We start from the raw sequence: 21,739 nt of genomic DNA on the forward strand, positions 1-21,739 counted from the left end.
GCCAACCGTTTGAATACTAACGGTTTCCCGTCAGGCGTCGGCCAGACGCACCATTTCGACCAGTGCCTTCAACGCGAGTTCCTGGCTGGCAGCGGCCACAAACCAAGCATTGAGGAAGCTGGCGTCCCGGTGTCCGCAGGTTAGCGGCAACCGGTCGAGACCCAGTACCACACCGCCCGCCGCCTGCAGCACTGCCTGGCCTGCGGCGGTGTCCCATTCCGAAGTTGGGGTAAACCGCGGGTAAAGCTGCGCTGCGCCTTTGGCAAGAAGGCAGAACTTCAGCGACGAACCCACCGACACGTCTTCTGCCACCTGTAGGGTGTCGCAAAGCTCGGCCAGTGCAGCATGCCCGTGCGACCGGCTGGCGACGATCCGCAACGGGTGCTCGGTTTCGCTCACCCGCAGTGCGCGAATATCGGTGATCTGCCTGCCGACGACCTTGCCGGCGAACGCCCCGGCGGTCCCGCCCCAATATATATCGTCGGTCGCCGGCGCCAGCACGACGCCGCTCACCGGATGGCCGCCCTCGCAATAGGCGATGTTGACGGTGAACTCGCCGTTGCGCTTCAGGAACTCCTTGGTGCCATCGAGCGGATCGACAACGAAGAAGCGCTCGCCCAGCTCGGGAATCCGCCCGGCCGCCACGCTCTCCTCGGCCAGCACCGGCACGCCGGTCGCCTCGAGTACGGCGAGGATGATCGCCTCGGCCTTCTGGTCGGCCTCGGTTACCGGCGAGCCGTCCGCCTTCTCCATCGCGACGGCGCCCCGCTGATACACCTCGCGGATCGCCTCGGCCGCCTCGATCGCAGCCTCGTTCATCAGTGCGGTGAAGTCGCTGTTCATTGGATTTCCGAGACTCTTTGGACTTCAACGTCCAGTCCTAGGTCGAGCGGCTTGGCGCCCATGGTGATCTGGCTCGATGAGATATAGTCGACGCCGGTTTCGGCGATGCCGCGCACCCGCTCCAGCGTCACCCCGCCAGAAGCTTCGAGCCGCGCCCGCCCATCATTGAGCCGAACCGCTGCCCTCAGTAGTTCGTTGTCCATATTGTCGAGCATTACGATAGTGGCGCCCGCATCCAGAACCTCCTCGAGCTCGCTGAGGCTCGTCACCTCGATCTCGATCGCCACCAGATGCCCAGCCGCTGCCCGCGCCGCGCGATAGGCCTTGCCGGCGCCGCCCGCCACCGCGACATGGTTGTCCTTGATCAGGATCGCGTCACTGAGCGCATAGCGGTGGTTCGAACCACCGCCGCAGCGCACCGCGTATTTTTCGAACGCCCGCAGCCCGGGTGTGGTCTTGCGCGTATCGCAGATCCGCGCACCCGTTCCGGCGACCGCTTGCACAAACTTCTGCGTATGCGCCGCGATGCCACTGAGATGATTCAGGAAGTTGAGCGCCGTCCGCTCCCCCGCCAGCAGTTGCCGCGCATCGCCGGCCACCACCGCGACGATGTCACCCTTCGCCACTGTGGCGCCGTCGGCCACCTGCGGGTCGAACGAAACCCCGCCGCCCACCTGCCGGAACACTTCGAGCGCCAGCGGCAGTCCGGCGATCAGCCCGGCCTCGCGCGCCGACAGCGTCGCCGTTGCGACGGCCCCCGCCGGGATCGTCGCCTGCGAGGTCAGGTCGCCGGCTAGTCCGAGATCCTCGGCAAGTGCCCGTCGGACTGCGTCCTCGACAAGGGCAGGGGGCGGGGCGGCGATGGTGGCAGTGTCGCGCATTTGCTGGGCTCTGATGGCGTGGTCGGTTTACGCGACGGCGCCCTGGCAAGCAATGCCACGGGCGTTCAGCCGGCGGACCGTTAGTTTCATAGCCGGAACGAAACCCCCGCCAACCCGTTGAGTAGTAAGCGCAGTTCCGGGCGGGTTGGCTGTTGCATAACAAGAAAACTGGAGAATAAGCATGCAACTCAAGCGATTGTTGCTGACCACCACGAGCCTATGTCTGCTCTCACTCATGCCGCTTCCGGCCATGGCGCAGGATGCGGGTCTCACCGCCGCCTACAATGCCTATGTCGCAGCCAGTTCCGGCACCGACGCCGACGCCAAGGCCGCCGCCGAAGCCGCCTTCCTCGCTGAATGCCAGCGCGTCGGCACGCCCGAACTCGAGGCGTGTATCGCACTCGCCACCGGTGCCGCGGCAGCCGAGCAGCCCGCTGCTCCGGCTGAAGAGCCAGCCGCTCCGGCTGAAGAACCCGCTCCGCCGGCTGAAGAGCCTGCGCCGCCGGCCGCTGAAGAACCGGCTCCAGCATCCGAACAACCGGCCGCTCCCGCTGAGGAGCCTGCCGCGCCTGCTGCTGAGGCACCTGCCGCTCCTGCTGAGCAGCCCGCAGCCGAACCCGCACCTGCCGATCAGCCCCCGGCTGAGCCAGCGCCTGCCGAGCAGCCCGCTGCTGCCAACGATCCGGCCCTCAAGGCCGCCTTCGAGGCATATGTCGCGGCCAGTTCCGGCACCGATGCCGGCGCCAAGTCGACGGCCGAAGCCGCCTTCCTCGCCGAGTGCAACCGCTTGGGCATCCAGTCGCTCGACGAGTGCCTGGCCCTGATGGGTGGTGCCCCGGCAGCTCCGGCTACGCCTGCCGCTCCGGGCGAAGCCCCGGCGGCCCCTGCCACCGACCAGTCCGGCCAGCCGCTCGAGCAGGTCACCGACCAGCAGACCCCCGATGCTCCCGTCGCTCCGGTGCTCGATAGCGCCAAGGACGCCGCCGGTGCCGGCACCGAGGCGCCTGCGCCTGCCGAAAAGCCCGCCGAACCCGTTGCGGCTCCGGCATCCGATGCAGATGCACAGGCCGCCGCACCGCCGCCTGCCGAACAGGTCGAAGCCACGGTGGTAACGCCTGGTGAAAAGGTCGATCAGTTGCCGGTCGCCGAACCGCCGAAGAATGCCGATGTCGTTCAGAAGACCGACGACGATCGGCTGATCATCAAGATCGGCATCAACTTCGATATCTTCACGCCCTACAAGGACCGTGACCGTATAGGCCGCGACAACGACGTGACGTACGAGCGGCTGGACAACGACCGCTACCGCCAGACCGTCATCCGTCCCGACGGCACCCGCATCATCACGGTGTGGAACCGCGATGGCGAGATCATCCGCCGCGTAAAGGTGCTACCGGACGGCACGCGCATCATCATCGTCTTCTACGCTGACGACGATCGCGACGACGATTGGCGCGATCCGGGCGACGACCTGCCGCCCTTCTTCCTGCCGATCCCGGTCAACGAATACGTGCTCTACAGCGAACGCGCCGATGAGAACGATATCGAGCTGTTCCTCAGCGAGCCGCCGCTGGAACAGGCCGCCCGCGTCTACACCGTCGACGAGGTCAAGCGCTCTGCCCGTATCCGCGACACGGTCCGCCGCGTCGAGATCGGCGACCTGACCTTCGAAACCGGTTCGGCCGAACTCGGCCGCGACCAGGTCGGCTCGCTCGGCAAGGTCGCCGCCGCGATGCAGAAGATCCTCGACCGCAACCCAGGCGAGACCTTCCTCATTGAAGGCCACACCGATGCCGTCGGTTCGGACGAATCCAACCTCGTCCTCTCCGATCAGCGTGCCGAGACAATCGCCAACCTGCTCACCGAGTTCTACGACATCCCGCCGGAGAACCTCACCACGCAGGGTTATGGCGAGCGCTACCTGAAGGTCGAGACCGACGGCGAAGAGCGTGCCAACCGTCGCGTCACCGTCCGCCGCATCACCTCGCTGGTGACGCCTAAGGCGAGCTGATCGCTGGATCATCAAGCACAGAGCCCCGGGCCACGGCCCGGGGCTCTTCCTTGTGCGCCAAAACTCCCAGTCGTCTCCCTCTCCCATCGCGGGGAGGGATCAAGGGTGGGGCGAGCCACCCCCATCGATGCCCCGTGATCCTCCCCCGCGTGGCGGGGGAGAGGGACCGGCGAAGCCGGTGGAGGGGGCGGCCACAACCTCGATGCCCACCCTAGACAAGCCACAATCCCTCAGTCTAATTGAACAACGTTCAGTTGGAGTTGCCGATGGCCCGTCGTGCCGATCACTCAAAAGAAGAACTGGCGAGCCTAGTCGTCAACACCGCCGAGGAGTTGATCGCGGAGGAGGGGATCGACGCATTCTCCGCCCGCTCGCTGAGCCGCGCCATCGGCTACACCGCCGGCACCCTCTACCACCACTTCAAGGACCTCGACGACATCGTCACCCAGGTGAATACCCGCACCTTGGTCGGCCTCGCCCAGGCCTTCGCCGACGCCACCCCATCGTCCGATCCCCGCCAGATGCTCCACAACTACGCCGATGCCTTCCTCGGCTACATCACCCTGAAGCGGAACCTCTGGAACGCCCTGTTCGAGTTCCGCCGCAAAGCCGATCAGCCGGTCCCCTCCTGGTACATCGAAGCCATCGCCTCGCTGATCCGCATCATCGCCCAGTGCTTTACCGACATCCGCCCCGATCTCGACGAGAAGACCGCCCGCCAGTCCGGCCAGTTGGTCTTCGCCTCCATCCACTCCGTCGTCTCCCTCGACAGCTCCGGCCGCCTCAGCCTCGTCATGGACCGCGACATCGGCAAGGTCGTCCACGAACTGGTCGACATGCACATCCTCGCCTACACGCACCGGGCGAAGTAGGCGGGCGGTTGCGCTCGACGCTCCCACCACCACCAGCCGTCATCCCGGCGAAAGCCGGGACCCAGTGCACGACACCCTCCACACGAACGCCTTCTCCGACCCATCCGTGAAAGACCGGATGGTGTCGCTACCGCCGAATCTTTCCGAGCAGTGGGTCCGCGCTTTCGCCGGGATGACGGCCGGATATGGTCTGTTCTCCACAGCCAAAGCTCACCTCATTTCCCACCCAAACCATTGATTCCACTTAGCTTAAACTCCAATCTAAACGCCGTTCAATTTTCCACTTGAACACCGTTTAAAACCCTGTATGTTGATCCTCGTGAACAGCGTTCAATTAAACGCCGACACCAACCGAAGGGAGACGTACTGCGATGTTGAACGTTCTGAAGACCTTATTCCTGGGAGCCTCGGCCCGTGCCGAAGAGCAGCTCACCGACCATTTCGCCATCGACCTGATCGAGCAGAAGATCCGCGAAGCCGAGGGCGCGCTGTCGCTCGCCAAGACAACGCTGGCCGCGCTGATCATCCGCCAGCGCAACGAAGAACAGACCCTCAGCCGCCTCAACACCCAGATCGCCGATCTGGAAACCCGGGCCCGCCAGGCGCTGGCTGCCGGCCGCGAAGACCTCGCTGCCGACGCCGCATCGGCCATCGCCAATCTCGAGAACGAGCGCGCCGTGCGTCGCGACACGCTCGATCAGCTGGCCAACCGCGTCGCCCGCACCCAGGCCGCGGTCGAGAAAGCCCATCGCCGCATCCTCGACCTGCGGCAGGGGATGATCTCAGCCCGCGCCGCCGATGCCGAACGCAAGGCACAGAAGTCGCTGAACCGCTCGATCGGCTCCACCACCTCGATCCGCGAAGCAGAGGAACTCATCGCCCGCGTTGTCAACGGCCCCGACCCGTTCGCCGAAAGCGAAGTCCTCGACGAGATTGACGCCGGCCTCACCCAGAGCGGCATCCGCGACCGCCTCGGCGAAGCCGGCTTCGGCGACAAGACCAAGGTTCGCGCCGACGACGTGCTCGCCCGCCTCAAGTCCACCACCATCCTCTAAGCCTCAACCTCAACCGCATTCAAACCCAAGGGAACCTGACAAATGAACTCCGACAACAACCAGATCTACATCGCCTTCAACGCCGCCGGCGTCGCCGCCGCGCTGTTCCTGCTCTCGCTGTCGCTCTGGCTCGCGCCGGTCGACCTCTCGACCAAAGGCTACTGGGGCATGGGCATCGTGCTGTTGATGGGCAGCCTCGTGAACCTCGTCAAATACCGCACCGACGACCGCAACGCCCGCGACGTCGTCCGCCAGCTCGAGCAGGCCAAGAACGAGAAGATCCTCAAGGACTACGTCGGCAACCAGTAAGCTCCCACTCACCACCGATGAAAGAAGCCCCGGGCCACCGCTCGGGGCTTTTCGCCCACGTTGCCTTTTCCCGCGCTCCGTCCCATTCTCCGCTTCGACTAACCGGTCAACCCGGGCGACTAAGGGCAGGGGACTCCATGCAAAAGATCATCGCCGCGCTCGATCAGCGGCGCACCGACGCCCGTCTCGGCGGCGGCCAGAAGCGGATCGACGCACAGCACGGCAAAGGCAAGCTCACGGCCCGCGAGCGTCTCGATGTCCTGCTCGATCCTGGCAGCTTCGAAGAATACGATATGTTCGTCACCCACCGCGCGGTGGATTTCGGCATGGAAAAGACCATCATCCCCGGCGACGGCGTCGTCACCGGCTGGGGCACCATCAACGGCCGCCTGACCTACGTCTTCAGCCAGGATTTCACCGTTTTCGGCGGCTCGCTGAGCGAAACCCACGCCCAGAAGATCTGCAAGATCATGGATCTCGCCGTGCAGAACGGCGCCCCCGTCATCGGGCTCAACGACTCGGGCGGCGCCCGCATCCAGGAAGGCGTCGCGGCGCTGGGTGGTTACGCCGAAGTGTTCTGGCGCAACGTCCAGGCCTCCGGCGCCATCCCGCAGATCTCCGTGGTCATGGGCCCCACCGCCGGCGGCGCGGTCTATTCCCCGGCGATGACTGACTTCATCTACATGGTGAAGGACACCTCCTACATGTACGTGACCGGCCCGGACGTGGTGAAAACCGTCACCTCCGAGATCGTCACCCACGAAGAGCTAGGCGGCGCCTCCACGCACACCAAGGTCAGCTCCGTCGCCGACGCCGCGTTCGACAACGACATCGAAACCCTGCTCGAAGTCCGCCGCCTGTTCGATTTCCTGCCGCTCAGCGCCGCCGACAAGCCTCCAGTCGTCGCCGTCAACGACAGCGTCGACCGCGCCGAGCCCAGCCTTGACACCCTGATCCCGGACAGCGCCCAAAAACCCTACGACATGCGCGAGGTGATCCTCAAAATCGCCGACGAAGGCGATTTCCTCGAGATCCAGAAGGACCACGCCGGCAACATCCTCGTCGGCTTCATCCGCCTCAACGGCTCCACCGTCGGCGTCGTCGCCAACCAGCCCCTCGTCCTCGCCGGCTGCCTCGACATCAACAGCTCCAAAAAGGCCGCCCGCTTCATCCGCTTCTGCGACGCCTTCTCGGTCCCCATCCTCACCCTCGTCGACGTCCCCGGCTTCCTCCCCGGCGTCGCCCAGGAATATGGCGGCATCATCAAGCACGGGGCCAAGCTGCTCTTCGCCTACGCCGAAGCCACCGTCCCCAAGGTCACCGTGATTACGCGCAAGGCCTACGGCGGCGCCTACGACGTCATGGCCTCCAAGCACATCCGTGCGGACGTCAACTACGCCTGGCCCACCGCAGAAATCGCGGTAATGGGCGCCAAGGGCGCCACGGAGATCCTCTACCGCTCCGAGCTGATCGATAAAGACAAGATCGCCAAACGCACCGCTGACTACGAAGCCCGCTTCGCCAACCCCTTCGTAGCCGCCGAACGCGGCTTCATCGACGACGTGATCATGCCAAATGAAACGCGGCGGCGTGTGGCCCGGGCATTCGAGATGCTGAAGGGAAAGAAAGCGGTCATCCCGCTGAAAAAGCACGGGAACATCCCGCTGTGACGCGCGATCGCGCAGTCGTCTCCCTCCCCCGTTGCGGGGAGGGATCAAGGGTGGGGGGAGCCGCACGCGCGATGCCGGCGGGGAGCCACCATTGAGTACCGAACTCGCGAGGAAGCTCCGCCGCAACCCCCCCGAGCCCGAGCGCCGCATGTGGGCGATCCTCCACCCGCTCCGCCGGCAGGGTTACAACTTCCGCCGGCAAGTCGAGATCGGCGCCTACTATGCGGACTTCGCCTGCCGTCACCCGGCCCTTGTGATCGAGGTAGACGGCGAGCCCCACACGACGGAGTTCGCTCAAGCCAATGACGCCGTTCGCGATGATTACTTCGTCGGGCGCGGCTATCGCGTGCTCCGCTTCTGGAACAACGAAGTCACCCACAACCCGGAGGGCGTCTATCTGACGATCGTCGCCGCGCTGGCCGAGCCATCCAGCGTAGCCGCTCCCCCCACCCTTGATCCCTCCCCGCAACGGGGGAGGGAGACGACTGCCCGTCCGAGCTCAACGCTGGGGGAGCCATGAGCTCCCCCGCCCATGCACCCCTACTGCTGCGCCTGGTACTGATCCGTCAGGGCGTCGAGCCGCGCCGTCGCCCAAGCCATGATTTCCGGCGTCAGATAAGCCTCGCCACCCGCTTCGGCTACGCGGTTCTTGTTGGCGGCCGCCAGCAGCGCGGCCTTCAGGGCGTCCTCGCCGGTCAGCGGCTCCAACTCGGCGATCTCGGTTTCCAATCCGTCGATCACCAGCTGCTGGTCATTCACCGCCGCCAGTTCGGGGCTGGCATTGATGGTTTCCAGCGCCGCGACAAGCGCAGTCTGTTCATCGATCGCAGCTTGGTTCGTCGGGTCGGTGGCAATCGCCGTTTCGAGCTCGCCCAGCCGGGCATTGAGCCCGTCGAGCGTCGGGGTGTCGTAGACCGTCGAGCCATCGAAGGCGACCAGTCCGGATACGGACGTACCGATAATCGCGTCCAGCTCGGTCTGCAGGCCCGCCAGGGTCTCGTTGGCGGCAGCGAGGTTTGCCGTCGCCGTTTCCAGCGCCGCGCTGGCCGCGACAAATTCACGAACCTGCTCCATCCGCTTGTCCGAGCTGTTCATCAGCCCGTTGATGTTGCGCTTCAGCGAATTGAGCCCGGCCAGCTGGGCGTTGAGGTTCTTGGTCTTGGCCGCCTTGGCCGTGGTCGTCGTCACCGTCTCGGTATCGGCGACCTTCTTGGCCTTGCCCTGCGACTGCCCTTCGGCGCCACCACCGCCACCCCCGTGGCCGTTCCCGCCGGCGTTGCTGTGCTCGCTGCCGCCGCCGTTGCCCCCGCCGTTGCCGTTACCCCCACCGTTCCCACCACCACCGCCATTGCCGTCCCCGCCACCATCGCTCTTGTCCTTTGCTATCGCCTGCAGGTCAGAGAGCGCGGTGTGGTTCATCAGCACCGGAGCGGCGATCAACGCCAGCGCCGTTGCAGAGAGCACGATCATATTGCGGATTGGGTGAGACATTTGGGCTTCCTCCTCCCCGGGACGATGCGTAGCCGGGGTGCGGATGAGGCCTATCTGCGCGTTAAGAACGTAAGCCTTCGTCCCGCAGCATTTGATGAAAATGCCGCGCAACCCGTCAGCAGGATCGCGTAAACTCCAGTGATGTTCTCCTCACTCCTCATCGCCAATCGCGGCGAGATCGCCTGTCGCGTCATCCGCACCGCCAAGCGCCTCGGCATCCGGACCATCGCCGTCTATTCCGACGCCGACCGTGAGGCCGTCCACGTCAGGCTCGCCGACGAGGCCGTCCACATCGGCGGCTCGGCCGCCCGCGACAGCTACCTCTCGATCGAAAAGATCGTCGCCGCCTGTCGGACCACCGGCGCCGAAGCCGTGCATCCCGGCTACGGCTTCCTCAGCGAAAACCCCAGCTTCGCCGCCGCCCTCGACGCGGCCGGCATCATCTTCGTCGGCCCGCCGGTCAAAGCCATCGAGGCGATGGGCGACAAGATCACCAGTAAGAAGCTCGCCGCGGCGGCCGGCGTCTCGACTGTCCCCGGCCATATGGGCCTCATCGCCGATGCCGAGGAAGCGGTCACCATCTCGCGCTCCATCGGCTACCCGGTGATGATCAAGGCCTCGGCCGGCGGCGGCGGCAAGGGCATGCGGATCGCCCACAGCGACGCCGAAGCCCGCGAAGGCTTCGAGCGCTCCAAGTCCGAAGCCGCCTCCAGCTTCGGCGATGATCGCATCTTCATCGAAAAGTTCGTCACCGAGCCGCGCCACATCGAAATCCAGCTGATCGGCGACCAGCATGGCAACGTGCTCTGGCTCAACGAGCGCGAATGCTCGATCCAGCGCCGCAATCAGAAGGTCATCGAGGAGGCGCCGTCGCCATTCCTCGACGCCGCCACCCGCAAGGCGATGGGCGAGCAGTCCGTCGCCCTCGCCAAGGCCGTCGGCTACACCTCAGCCGGCACCGTCGAGTTCATCGTCGACAAGGACCGCAACTTCTACTTCCTCGAGATGAACACGCGCCTGCAGGTCGAGCACCCGGTCACCGAGCTGATCACCGGCCTCGACCTCGTCGAACTGATGTTCCTCGCCGCCGCCGGCGAAAAACTGCCACTCGCGCAGGAGCAAGTCCCGCTCAACGGCTGGGCCATCGAGAGCCGCATCTACGCGGAGGACCCGTTCCGCAACTTCCTGCCCTCCACCGGCCGGCTCACCCGCTATCACCCGCCAGCCGAGCAGGCGACGCCCGACCTCGTGGTGCGCAATGACACCGGCGTCGCCGATGGCGGCGAGATCTCCACCTTCTACGACCCGATGATCGCCAAGCTCTGCACCTGGGCGCCCACCCGGATCGAGGCGATCGACGCCATGGAAGACGCCCTCGACGAGTTCGAACTCGAAGGCGTCGGCAACAACATCCCGTTCCTCGCCGCCGTCATGGGCCAGGAGCGCTTCCGCTCCGGCCGCCTCACCACCGGCTACATCGCCGAAGAATTCCCCAACGGTTTCAGCGGCGTAGAGCTGGATGCGGAATCACTGACGCATCTCGCCGCGCTCGCCTGCTGCTCCGCTTTCGCCCTCGACAAGCGACTCTACCCGACCACCCCGGAACCCCGAGCCGTCATCATCGGCAACCAGCGCTGGGATTTCTCGGTCCGCGCCGACGGCATCGAGTACTGGCTCACCGCCCCCGACGGCAAGAAGCTGCTGGTCGAAAGCGGCTGGAAGCCCGGCAACTCCATCTGCATCGGCCGCGTCGACGGCCACCTGCTGCACGTCAAGGTGCAACGCCTCACCAGCGGCTTCCGCCTCCGCCACCGCGGTGCCGACCTCATCGCCAAGGTGCTGCTGCCCCAGGTCGCCGACCTGATGCCGCTGATGCCGGTCAAGCTGCCGCCGGACCTCAGTAAATTCCTCCTCTGCCCGATGCCCGGCCAGATCGTCCGCATCGACGTCGCCGAAGGCGATATCGTCGAAGACGGCCAGACCCTCGCCATCGTCGAAGCCATGAAGATGGAGAACGTGCTGAAAGCCGAAAAGCGCGCCCGCATCAGCAAAGTCCGCGTCCAGGCCGGCAGCGTGCTCGCGGTGGACGAGGTGATCCTGGAGTTCGAGGCGATATGAGTGGCCCCACCTTCGCCGACTGGGCAAAGCTCGCGCAGAAGGACCTCCGCGACACCCCGGTCGAGTCGCTCAACCGCGACTACGGCGATCTCCCAATCCGCCCGGCCTACTTCCCCGAAGACGCCGCCGACCCCGGTCTCCCGGGCGCCGCCCCGTTCACCCGCGGCGTCCGCGCCACCATGTACGCCAACCGCCCGTGGACCATCCGGCAGTACGCCGGCTTCTCCACCGCCCGCGAGTCCAACGCCTTCTACCGCCAGAACCTCGCCGCCGGCCAAAAGGGCCTGAGCGTCGCCTTCGACCTCGCCACGCATCGCGGCTATGACAGCGACCACCCACGCGTCACCGGCGATGTCGGCAAGGCCGGCGTCGCCATCGACAGCGTCGAGGACATGAAGATCCTGTTCGACGGCATCCCGCTCGATCAGATGAGCGTCTCGATGACCATGAACGGCGCCGTCCTCCCGGTGCTCGCCATGTTCATCGTCGCGGCGGAAGAGCAGGGGGTAAAGCCAGCCCAGCTCGACGGGACCATCCAGAACGACATCCTCAAGGAGTTCATGGTCCGCAACACCTACATCTATCCGCCCGAGCCGAGCATGCGGATCGTCGGCGACATCATCGCCTACACGGCCCAGAACATGCCGAAGTTCAACTCCATCTCGATCTCGGGCTACCACATGCACGAGGCCGGCGCGACGGCGGTCCAGGAGCTCGCCTACACCCTCGCTGACGGCCGCGAATACGCCCGCGCCGCCCAGGCCCGCGGCCTCGATATCGAAGCCTTTGCCGGCCGGCTGAGCTTCTTCTTCGGCATCGGCATGAACTTCTTCCTCGAGGTAGCAAAGCTCCGCGCCGCGCGCACCCTCTGGCAGAAGATCATGGTCCAACTGGGTGCCAAAGACCCCCGATCGCTGATGTTGCGCACCCATTGCCAGACATCCGGCGTGTCTTTGACCGAGCAGGACCCGCACAACAACATCGTCCGCACCACCATTGAGGCGCTGGCCGCCGTGCTCGGCGGCACCCAAAGCCTCCACACGAACAGTTTCGACGAAGCCATTGCGCTGCCAACGGAATTCTCCGCCCGCATCGCCCGCAACACCCAGTTGATCCTGCAGCACGAAAGCCGCGTCACCGACGTCGTCGACCCCCTCGGCGGCTCCTACTACATCGAGAGCCTCACCGCGGACCTCGTCGCCCGCGCCGAAGCCCTGATCGCTGAGGTCGAGGCCGAAGGCGGCATGACCGCCGCCGTGCAAGCCGGCACGCCAAAGCTCGAGATCGAGAAGGCCGCCGCCCTCCGCCAGGCCCGCGTCGATCGCGGCGAAGACGTCATCGTCGGCGTCAACCGCTATCGCTTCGAGAACGAGCACCCGATCCCGATCCGCGAGATCGACAACAACAAGGTCCGCGACGAGCAGGTTGCCCGCCTCGCCGAAGTCCGCCGCACCCGCGATCCCGACAGGCTCTCCGCAGCTCTGGCGTCCCTGCAGGAAGCTGCCCGCACCGACAGCAACCTCCTCGCCGCCAGCATCGAAGCCGCCCGCGCCCGCGCCACCCTCGGCGAAATCTCGGCGACCCTCGAGCAGGTCTTCAACCGCCACTCCGCCATCACCCGCGTCATCTCCGGCGTCTACGCCGAAAGCTACGCCGCCGACCCGCAATACGCCGCGCTCACGGAGCGCATCGCCGCCTTTGAGAAGGCCGAGCACCGCCCGCCAGCGCTGTTCATCGCCAAGATGGGCCAGGACGGCCACGATCGCGGCGCAAAAATCATTGCGACCGCCTTCGCCGACCTCGGTTTCACGGTCCACATGGGCGACCTGTTCGAAACCGCCCCGGAAGTCGCCACCCACGTCGCTGAGCTCAAGGTCGACGCCGTCGGCGTCTCCTCCCTCGCCGCCGGCCACAAGACGCTGGTCCCCGAACTGATCGCCGAGCTGCGGGGCAGGGGCCTCGGCGACGTCACTGTCATCGTCGGCGGCGTCATCCCCGAACAGGACTACGCCTTCCTTCGCGATGCCGGCGTCGCCGAAATCTTCGGCCCCGGCACCAACGTGCTGGAAGCCGCGTTCAGCGTGCTCAACCAGATCGAGGGAAAGCTAAGCAACCGATGATCGGCCGCCTCAACCACGTCGCCATCGCCGTCCCCGATCTCGCCGCCGCCGCCGCGAAATATCGCGATCTCCTCGGCGCCGACGTGCACCACCCGCACGACCTGCCCGAACACGGCGTCACCGTGGTATTCGTCCACCTCGAAAACACCAAGATCGAGCTGATGACCCCGCTCGGCGCCGACTCCCCCGTCCGCAAGTTCCTCGAAACCAACCCCTCCGGCGGCATCCACCACGTCTGCTACGAAGTCCCCGACCTCGCCAGCGCCGCCCGCACCCTCACCGAAGCCGGCGCCCGCGTCCTCGGCGACGGCAAGCCGCGCATCGGCGCCCACGGCCTCCCGGTCCTCTTCCTCCACCCCAAGGATTTCGACGGCACCCTGATCGAGCTCGAAGAGGTGAAGCCCGAGCTGCAGCCCGCCTGACTTATCCCCGCGCGAAACCGCCCGCCTATCCTCGGCTCACCAACCCGAGGACACCATGACCACCAGCACCCACCTGAAGCTCCCCTTCATCCTCCCGGCCCAGGCCGGCAAGCACATCACCCACAACGAGGCGATCGCCGCCCTCGACACCCTGGCGCAACTCGCCGTGCTCGACCGCGACCTCTCCACCCCGCCGTCCAGCCCCGCGACCGGCGCTCGCTACATCGTCGGCCCAAGCCCCACCGGCCCATGGTCCGGCAAGACCAACCAGATCGCCACCCACGACGGCGCCATCTGGCTGTTCCACGCCCCCGAACCGGGCTGGCTCGCCTTCGTGCTCGACGAAAACGGCCTCCTCGCCTGGAGCGGCAGCGCCTGGCAGCCGACGCTGGGCCTCGATGCCACCGCGGCCAAACTCGGCCTCAACACTGCCGCCGACGGCACGAACCGCCTCGCCGTCAAATCCGACGCCATCCTCCTTAGCCACGACGACGTCACCCCCGGCTCCGGCAATGTGCAACTGAAGCTCAACAAGGCGGGTGCCGGGCAGTCCGCCAGCCTCCTCTACCAGACCGGCTTCTCCGGCCGCGCCGAACTCGGCACCACCGGCGATGACAAGCTTCACCTCAAGACCAGCCCGGACGGCACCACCTGGCACGAGGCCCTAGTGGTCGATCCGGCCACCGGCCACATCGGCATCGGCACCGCCGCGCCAGCCGTCCGTCTCGACGTCGATGGCCCGATCCGCCCCAAATCCTACACCGTCGCCACCGCCCCCGCCGCCMGCGCCGGCGCKGGCCAACTTATCTACTTCGCGGATGAATCCGGCGGCGCCACGCTCGCCTTCTCCGACGGCACCGATTGGCGCCGCCTCGCCGACCGCGCCATCGTCAGTTAGCGGTGGCAATCGCCCAACGTGGCATTGCTGCAATTGGCCCCGGGGTCGCCCTGTGCTAGGCGAGCACGCGACGAACCGCCCGGGGCACCCATGCTCAAGATTCTCAGCAACGCGCTCACCGACATCATTGGCGGCTACGAGCAGCGGCGCGTCTGGATCGCGCTGGCGACGGAAGACATCTTCGATCAGCACCGTCGCACAACGCTCGGCCCCCTCTGGCTGCTGGTCAACTATTTCGCCTTCGCAGCCACCTTCATCTTCATTTTCACCCCGGCGCCGTTGGACCCGCTGCACGCCATCTACATTGGCGTCGGTCTCCTCGTTTGGCTCTACATCACCGACACGATCACCCAGGCGGTATCGCTGTTCGAACGCGAAGAGGGGTTCATCAAGGGCACGACCCTTCCGCTGTCGGTCTACGTCATGCGCCTGACGCTGCAGAACCTCATCCGTTCCGGCTACGCCCTGGCTGGCTGCGTCATCATCTTGCTCCTTGCCGGGGTAGCCATCACCGGTGCCTGGATGTGGTCGGCGCTGGGTATCGCCCTTGTGCTCATCGCCTCCCCCGCTGTGGTGACGGTCTTTGCCTTCCTCGGCGTGTTCTTCCCCGATAGCCAGTTTGTCGTCGCCAACCTGATGCGCGTCGCCATGTTCGCCACTCCGGTATTCTGGGGCAACGCCGGCGGCGATCCGCTGCGTACCGCGCTCTACTACTGGAACCCCTTCACCTACTTCCTCGACATCGTCCGCGAGCCGATCGTCGACGGTACCGCGCCGCTCAATTCCTTCGGCGTTTGCCTCATCATCACGCTGGCAATGTGGGCCATCGCCGTCCTGCTGCTCGGCACCTTCCGTCGCCAGGTGGCTTTGATCGTCTGATGGTTTCCATTCGCGCCCACGATCTGCATCTCAACTACCAGGTGCGGGAAAAGCTGACCCTCCGCCCCCGCGACAAGCGCTTGCCGCAAACCGGCGGCACCATCTCGGGCAGCGGCTCGCATCGCTTCGTCACCGCCCTCGATGGCGTCAGCTTCGAACTCAAGGCCGGCGATCGCCTCGGCCTCGTCGGCGCCAACGGCGCCGGCAAGACCACGCTGCTCAAGGTGCTCTACGGGATATACGAGCCCACTGGCGGGAGCCTCGACATCCGCGGCAAGGTCGATGCCCTGTTCAACATCAACCTCGGCTTCCGCCCCGAAGCCACCGGCCGCCGCAACATCCTGCTGCGCGGCCTGATCAACGGCTGGACCGAAACCGAAATCGCCGAGCGCACCGACGAGATCATCGAGTTCTCCGAACTCGGCGAATTCATCGACCTGCCCTTCAAGAGCTACAGCCAAGGCATGGGCGCCCGCCTCGCCTTCGCCATCGCCACGACGATGGAGCCGGAGATTCTGTTGATGGACGAATGGATCGGGGCAGGGGACGCGAGCTTCCAGAAGAAGGCGACGGACCGGATGAACCTGCTGGCCGAGAAGGCGGGCATCATTGTGCTGGCCAGCCACAGTGAAGAGCTGCTCGCGAAGACCTGTAACAAGCGGCTCGAAATGGAAAAGGGCAAGGTGAAGGCGTTTGGCTGAGGATTTCCCTTGGGCCACTGATCGCCCTGCCTCTCGTTAGTACGTCACCCGGGGCCGCCCTCAGGCCTCCGCGTCGCCTTCGCCTCCAACCCAGCGATCGACCAACCGGGCGCTACGGTGCTGACAGCACCTCCCTCAGATGTTCCTCGATCATCGTGACGCCCTTCCACCCCAGTTCCGCCGTCCCTTCGCGGGCGCTGCGCGTGTACCACTTCGCGTCGTCGATCCGGGCCATCTCCACCGCCTCCGGACAGAGCGCCAGCATCAGCGAGGTCTCGCCGATCCCCGCGTGATCGAACGGGTACTTGCTGATGATCTCCGCCGTCATCAGCGGGTGGCCTTTGATCCAGTTGAACGGGTCGTCGCCTGTTGCGTGCTGCTGGTAGTAGTCGTCCATCCCGGCCTGGCCCCACCAGCCTTCGCCCCGATGCTCCTCGAGCCACGCGAAGATCGCCTGCCGCGCCGCGAACTTGAAGCTGAGGTCAGTCGGCATTCCCGCCGCGAAGTTCTCGCTCTGGTGGTGGATGAAGAAGTGGATGTTACGAAATCCCACCCGCAACAGGCTGCGGAACAGCTCGCCCGCAAACGGCGCCAGCGCCTGCTGGCCAACCTGGATCGAGCCGTTCCCCTCCGGCGGCTCCACGGCGTAGCTGGCGGCGCCGTAGTAGAACGGCGGCAGGATCACCAGGTTCATCTCGGCCTCCAGCCGCTCCAGCACCTTGATCACCACCAGCGTATCCATGCCCACTGCCATGTGCTCGCCATGGTACTCGAGCACCCCCAGCGGCAGCACCACCGGCCAGTTCTCCTCGATCGCCCGCCGAATCTGGTGCGGCAGCATCATCTCGTAACGCATCGTCTCCCCTCGCTTGCGTGTCTCCGGCTTTCCATGGACATTAGCCGGCAAGGGCAGGGGAGAAAATCATGCTCAAGGGGATCGACCCAATTCTGAATGCCGACGTGCTGCATGCGCTCAAATCCATGGGGCACGGCGACGACCTGATCATCGCCGACATGAACTTTCCCTCGGATTCGATCGCGCGCCAGACCGTCTACGGAAAGCTCCTGAAGCTGGAGAATGTCACCGCCGGCCGCGCCGCCGAGGCGATCCTGTCGCTGATGCCGCTTGATAGCTTCGTGCCGCACCCGGCGTTGCGTATGGAAATCGTAGGCAAGCCCGACGAGGTGCCCGCGGTGCAGCAGGAGGTCCAGGCCGCCATCGACAAGGCCGAGGGTAAGCCATCTCCCATGGGCTCGATCGAGCGCTTCGCCTTCTATGAGGCCGCCAAGCAATCCTACGTCGTCATCCAGACGGGCGAGCGCCGGTTTTATGGCTGCTTTGTCTTCAAGAAGGGCGTCCTGCCGCCCGAAGCATAGGCGGAAGTGCGCATTCATTGGTGAAAGCAAGTGCCGCTCACCCATGAATGCAAGTGCTCTTTGTGCAGTCCGGTGCGCCGGCTCGCGCCGCCAACCTGTTGACTTCTAACATGTTAGCTCCGTACCATTCATCAGCATCCCGCACATAAGGATGCGCTCCCTGGGGAGGGACTTAGGCAGGGGTTGAGGGACTTGGGTTGCGCTGTGGCGCCGCCCGACCTGCCGTTCAGTTTCCCATCGAGCGCCGGCGCGGAGGCGACAACGCCGCTCGAGCGGCGATTTGAGGGAGAACTGACGTGAAACTCGAACTCTACAACGCGGTTGCTGCCATGCAGGCGAACCGCCGCAACTTCCTGAAGGGCGCTGCCGCGCTTGCCGCCGGCACTGCCCTGAGCAGCTCTTTCGCTGGCCGTGCATTCGCCCAGGACAGCGTGCGCGCCCAGATCCTGCAGATTCCGGGCGTCGGCAAGGGCTCGCCCACCGATGCCGACTGGCAGAAAGTCGGCGAACTCTGCCTCGCCGCCACCAAGGCCAACGTTGCCGAGGGTGAATTCGCCGGCGTTGAGCTCACCTTCATGGGCCTCAACAACCAGAACCTGCACAACTTCCTGTTCCGCGGCTTCCTGAAGCCGTGGGAAGCCTATACCGGCGCCAAGATCAACTGGATCGACCTCGCCCAGGCCGACTACAACCCGCGGCTGCAGCAGTCGATCGCCACCGGCACCGTTGACTTTGATATCGTCGAGATGGGTGCACCCTTCGAGGGCGATACCGCCAGCAAGGGCCTGCTCGACGAGATGCCCGACTGGGTGAAGACCCAGATCGAGGCCGACGACCTCGTGGACTATCTGAAGGCGCCGGTCGGCACCTGGGATGGCAAGACCTACCGCATCAACATAGACGGCGATTGCCACACCTTCGCCTACCGCAAGGACTATTTCGGCGACGGCTCGATCAGTGGCATGGCCGACGTTCCGACGCACTGGGAAGATTTCCCGGCGCTGGCCACGGCCCTTGCCGGTAAGAACGATCCGATCACCGGAACCCCGGCCTACGGCTTCATCGACCCGCTGAAGTACCAGTGGGGCGGCTTCGGCTTCTACTTCCTTGAAGACCGCGCTGCCGCTTACGCCAAGCATCCGGACGATCCGGCCTGGCTGTTCGACCCCGACACCATGAAGCCGCGCGTCAACAACCCGGCCTGGGTGCAGGGCATCCAGGACGTGCTCGATCTGGTCAAGGCCAAGGCCTATCCGCCTGATCAGCTCAACGCCGATCCGAACGCCACTGCCTTCTCGCAGTTCCTCGGCGGCACCGGCGCGGCCCTCACCTGGTGGGGCGACGTCGGCTCCAACGCCCGCACCTCCGATACCTCGGTGGTCGGCGATGTCGTTGGCTTCTCGATCAACCCTGGTGCCAAGAAGGTCTACAATTCGAAGACCAGCGCCTGGGAAGAGAAGGAGAACTTCGCTCCGAACATGGCCTATATCGGCTGGGGCGTTTACGTCACAAGCCGCGTCTCCGCCGACGAGAAGAAGCGTAAAGCTGCCTGGTCCGCCGCTGCCCATCTCGGTGGCAAGGACATCTCGCTGTGGACCGCCGCCTATCCGTCCGGCTTCCAGCCCTACCGCAACTCGCACTTCCAGTACGAGGAGTGGGAAGCGGCCGGTTACGATCGCGCCTTCGTCGAGGATTATCTCGGTTCCAACCTCGACAGCTACAATCACCCGAACGCGGCGATCGAGCCGCGTATTCCCGGCATCTTCCAGTACTATTCCATCGCCGAGGACGAACTGGTGAAGGGCATCAACGGCCAGTACGCCGGCGCTCAGGAAACCGCCGACGCCATCGCCGCGGCCTGGGAGAAGATCACCGACCAGATCGGTCGCGACAATCAGATCAAGCTCTATAAGGCCTCGCTTGGGCTCTGACGCCCTGCGCTGATTGACAATCCACGGCTGGTGGCGGACCGTCACCAGCCGATTTCGTTCTGAGCCCGAACTGTTCGATGAGGCGTGGATGGCGTTGACTGAATCACCAAGCTACGGCGTCGTTACGCCCCGCCGCAAGGAAGCGGGCAGGGCGCTCATCGCCGCCGCCACCGTCCTGTTCCTGGCCGTCGGCCTCTTGCAGGCGCTCAACTCGGCGGGCATCCTGCCGCTCGGCCTCAGGGATTGGCGTCCGACGCTTTACGCCTACGTGCTCTGGGCCGTCGCCCTCGGCACCGGCATGGTAATGATGCGCGGCGAGGCGGGCCTCAAGGCCCTGTTCATCCTGCCGGCCGCGCTCTTCACCGTCGCCATGGCGATCTTCCCGACCCTGTTCGGCTTGTCGATCGCCTTCACCGACTGGAACCTCGCCTCCCTGACCGGCCAGAAGTTCAACGGCTTCGACAACCTGGTGCAGCTGGTCCGCGACCCGTTCTACTGGAACGCCCTGCGCAACATGGTGATCTATGTCCTCTTCGTCCTCGTCGAGTACGCCATCGCCTTCGGCCTCGCGCTGCTTCTGAACGCCGAGATTCGCGCGCGAAAATTCTGGCGTGTCGTCTTCCTCATTCCGTTGATGCTGTCGCCCGTCGCCGTGAGCTGGATGGTCGGCAAGTCGATGCTCGAATACCGCTTCGGCCCGGTGGCGCGCTTCGCCCGCTGGCTGGGCTTCAACAACCCGAGCTTCTTCACCGACCCCTGGGTCGCCCGGCTCTGGATCGAGGCGATGGACGCCTGGGTTTCGATCCCCTTCGTGATGATCCTGCTGCTGGCCGGCCTCCAGGCCATGCCCAAGGAAGTCATGGAGGCCGCGAGAGTCGATGGCGCCTCGCCCTGGCAGCGCTTCTGGCAGATCACCTTCCCGCTGATGCTGCCCGTCTCGATCACCGCGATCGTCCTCCGCATCATCTTCAAATTGAAGCTCGCCGACATCATCATCACCGTCACCTCCGGCGGCCCCGGCGGCGCCACCGACAGCGTCTCGAGCTTCATCTATCGCGAATACCGCGACCGCTCGAACGTCGGCTACGGCACCATGCTGGCGATGTTCTACCTGGTGGTGATCGTGGTCTTCATCACCATACTGCTGAGGGTACTGAGCAAGCGCATGCGGAGAATGACCTGATGGCCGCCGAAGCAACAATCTCCGCCGCGGCCCACCCAGATACCGGTGTTGCGGTCCGCCGAACCAAGTGGCTGCTCGGCCGCATCGGCATCTACGCGGCGCTGGTATTCTGGGCCTTCGTCTCGCTGTTCCCCGTCTACTGGACCATCACCACCTCGATGAAGGTGGCCAAGGACGTGCAGCTCGGCCACCTCATCCCGTGGGTCGACTACCAGCCCAACTGGCTGGGCTGGCGCTCGCTCGGCCTCTCCCCCGACACCATCGGCCAGATCTCGACCGTTCGCGACGAGTTCCTCGGGCGGTTCCTCAACTCGGTCTACACCGCCTTCGGCGCCTCGACGCTGGCCGTGACCATCGGCGCGCTCGCCGCCTACGGCCTCAGCCGCTTCCAGTACAAATTCCTCTGGATGAAGAACGAGGACCTGAGCTTCTTCTTCCTCAGCCAGCTCATCCTGCCGCCGGTCGTTCTCGCGCTGCCGTTCCTCGTCCTCTACCGCGAGCTGGCGCTGCTCGACAGCCTCACCGGCCTGATCCTCCTCTACACGCTGACCGTGCTGCCCATCGTCATCTGGATCATGAAGGACCAGTTCGACACCATCCCGATCGAACTCGACGAAGCTGCGCAGGTCGATGGCCTCGGCCCCTGGGGCACCTTCCTCCGCATCATCCTGCCGATGGCGCTCCCCGGCATGGTCGCCGCCTTCATCCTCAGCCTGATCCTGTGCTGGAACGAGTACTTCTTCGCCGCGCTGCTCACCGGCTCCAACGCCAAGACGCTCCCCGTCATGGTCGCCAGCCAAACCGGCTCGCAAGGCATCAACTGGTGGAGCATGGCCGCGCTATCGACCGCGGCAATTGCCCCGCTGGTCGTCGTCGGCATCCTGCTCGAACGCTACATCATCAAGGGCCTGACGGCCGGCAGCATCAAGGGCTAGGCGCGATCCGGCCACAACCACCAGACCCAACCTCCCCCTTGAC

Annotated in this window: 20 protein-coding genes; 16 read left to right on the top strand and 4 right to left on the bottom strand. The window is 65.3% G+C overall.

Annotated elements, in window-relative coordinates; genetic code table 11:
• Positions 1-30: 30 nt before the first annotated feature.
• On the bottom strand, positions 31-843 hold the full coding sequence (cysQ, locus tag AC1DV8_RS09985) for a 3'(2'),5'-bisphosphate nucleotidase CysQ (protein WP_477157349.1): 813 nt from the start codon (positions 841-843) through the stop codon (positions 31-33).
• Positions 840-1,724 carry a carboxylating nicotinate-nucleotide diphosphorylase gene (gene nadC, locus AC1DV8_RS09990; RefSeq protein WP_477157350.1) on the bottom strand — a complete coding sequence of 295 codons (885 nt, stop codon included), beginning with the start codon at positions 1,722-1,724 and terminating at the stop codon, positions 840-842. The genes cysQ and nadC overlap by 4 nt, the downstream gene beginning before the upstream one ends.
• A gap of 181 nt (positions 1,725-1,905) precedes the next feature.
• Between nadC and AC1DV8_RS09995 the strand changes: the two genes are divergently transcribed.
• The 6 genes from AC1DV8_RS09995 (at position 1,906) to AC1DV8_RS10020 (ending at position 8,161) form a co-directional block, all read left to right on the top strand.
• Positions 1,906-3,735, top strand: coding sequence for an OmpA family protein (locus AC1DV8_RS09995; RefSeq protein WP_477150321.1), 1,830 nt, complete (start codon positions 1,906-1,908; stop codon positions 3,733-3,735).
• A gap of 266 nt (positions 3,736-4,001) precedes the next feature.
• Complete coding sequence (locus AC1DV8_RS10000; RefSeq protein WP_477150322.1) at positions 4,002-4,607, top strand: TetR/AcrR family transcriptional regulator; 606 nt, start codon at positions 4,002-4,004, stop codon at positions 4,605-4,607.
• A gap of 371 nt (positions 4,608-4,978) precedes the next feature.
• Positions 4,979-5,662, top strand: coding sequence for a PspA/IM30 family protein (locus tag AC1DV8_RS10005; RefSeq protein WP_477157351.1), 684 nt, complete (start codon positions 4,979-4,981; stop codon positions 5,660-5,662).
• Positions 5,663-5,704: 42 nt separating this feature from the next.
• Positions 5,705-5,971 carry a YiaA/YiaB family inner membrane protein gene (locus AC1DV8_RS10010; RefSeq protein WP_477157352.1) on the top strand — a complete coding sequence of 89 codons (267 nt, stop codon included), beginning with the start codon at positions 5,705-5,707 and terminating at the stop codon, positions 5,969-5,971.
• A 137-nt stretch (positions 5,972-6,108) separates the two neighbouring features.
• On the top strand, positions 6,109-7,641 hold the full coding sequence (locus tag AC1DV8_RS10015; protein ID WP_477157353.1) for an acyl-CoA carboxylase subunit beta: 1,533 nt from the start codon (positions 6,109-6,111) through the stop codon (positions 7,639-7,641).
• Between the two features lie 91 nt (positions 7,642-7,732).
• The gene (locus AC1DV8_RS10020) at positions 7,733-8,161 is read left to right on the top strand and encodes an endonuclease domain-containing protein (protein ID WP_477157354.1); all 429 of its coding nucleotides are present in this window, start codon (positions 7,733-7,735) and stop codon (positions 8,159-8,161) included.
• Positions 8,162-8,181: 20 nt separating this feature from the next.
• Here the strand turns inward: AC1DV8_RS10020 and AC1DV8_RS10025 are convergent, their stop codons facing one another.
• The gene (locus AC1DV8_RS10025; RefSeq protein ID WP_477157355.1) at positions 8,182-9,132 is read right to left on the bottom strand and encodes a hypothetical protein; all 951 of its coding nucleotides are present in this window, start codon (positions 9,130-9,132) and stop codon (positions 8,182-8,184) included.
• 141 nt (positions 9,133-9,273) lie between these two features.
• Here AC1DV8_RS10025 and AC1DV8_RS10030 point away from each other — a divergent pair, with 141 nt between their 5' ends.
• From AC1DV8_RS10030 to AC1DV8_RS10055, 6 genes are all read left to right on the top strand, one after another.
• Entirely contained in the window at positions 9,274-11,250 is a 1,977-nt protein-coding gene (locus AC1DV8_RS10030; RefSeq protein ID WP_477157356.1) for an acetyl-CoA carboxylase biotin carboxylase subunit, read from the top strand.
• Positions 11,247-13,370: a methylmalonyl-CoA mutase gene (gene scpA, locus AC1DV8_RS10035; protein WP_477157357.1), complete on the top strand. Its 2,124-nt coding sequence runs from the start codon at positions 11,247-11,249 to the stop codon at positions 13,368-13,370. The genes AC1DV8_RS10030 and scpA overlap by 4 nt, the downstream gene beginning before the upstream one ends.
• On the top strand, positions 13,367-13,792 hold the full coding sequence (mce, locus tag AC1DV8_RS10040) for a methylmalonyl-CoA epimerase (protein ID WP_477150329.1): 426 nt from the start codon (positions 13,367-13,369) through the stop codon (positions 13,790-13,792). Before scpA ends, mce begins: the two co-directional genes overlap by 4 nt.
• 55 nt (positions 13,793-13,847) lie before the next feature.
• Positions 13,848-14,690, top strand: a complete 843-nt coding sequence (locus AC1DV8_RS10045; RefSeq protein WP_477157358.1) for a DUF2793 domain-containing protein — start codon at positions 13,848-13,850, stop codon at positions 14,688-14,690.
• A 90-nt stretch (positions 14,691-14,780) separates the two neighbouring features.
• The gene (locus AC1DV8_RS10050; protein WP_477157359.1) at positions 14,781-15,569 is read left to right on the top strand and encodes an ABC transporter permease; all 789 of its coding nucleotides are present in this window, start codon (positions 14,781-14,783) and stop codon (positions 15,567-15,569) included.
• Positions 15,569-16,270, top strand: a complete 702-nt coding sequence (locus tag AC1DV8_RS10055; protein WP_477157360.1) for an ABC transporter ATP-binding protein — start codon at positions 15,569-15,571, stop codon at positions 16,268-16,270. The genes AC1DV8_RS10050 and AC1DV8_RS10055 overlap by 1 nt, the downstream gene beginning before the upstream one ends.
• Positions 16,271-16,382: 112 nt before the next feature.
• On the opposite strand, the gene AC1DV8_RS10060 is transcribed toward AC1DV8_RS10055, so the two are convergent.
• On the bottom strand, positions 16,383-17,126 hold the full coding sequence (locus AC1DV8_RS10060) for a creatininase family protein (RefSeq protein WP_477157361.1): 744 nt from the start codon (positions 17,124-17,126) through the stop codon (positions 16,383-16,385).
• Between the two features lie 68 nt (positions 17,127-17,194).
• On the opposite strand from AC1DV8_RS10060, the gene AC1DV8_RS10065 reads away from it, so the two are divergent.
• From AC1DV8_RS10065 to AC1DV8_RS10080, 4 genes are all read left to right on the top strand, one after another.
• Entirely contained in the window at positions 17,195-17,647 is a 453-nt protein-coding gene (locus AC1DV8_RS10065) for an RbsD/FucU family protein (protein WP_477157362.1), read from the top strand.
• Positions 17,648-17,943: 296 nt separating this feature from the next.
• Positions 17,944-19,578, top strand: a complete 1,635-nt coding sequence (locus AC1DV8_RS10070; RefSeq protein WP_477157363.1) for an extracellular solute-binding protein — start codon at positions 17,944-17,946, stop codon at positions 19,576-19,578.
• Between the two features lie 88 nt (positions 19,579-19,666).
• Positions 19,667-20,761, top strand: coding sequence for a carbohydrate ABC transporter permease (locus AC1DV8_RS10075; RefSeq protein ID WP_477157364.1), 1,095 nt, complete (start codon positions 19,667-19,669; stop codon positions 20,759-20,761).
• Positions 20,761-21,696 (top strand): carbohydrate ABC transporter permease, encoded by a 936-nt coding sequence (locus AC1DV8_RS10080; RefSeq protein ID WP_477157365.1) that lies wholly within the window; start codon positions 20,761-20,763, stop codon positions 21,694-21,696. Before AC1DV8_RS10075 ends, AC1DV8_RS10080 begins: the two co-directional genes overlap by 1 nt.
• Positions 21,697-21,739: the final 43 nt, after the last annotated feature.

It is taken from the genome of Devosia sp. P3_B2 (genome assembly GCF_056402875.1).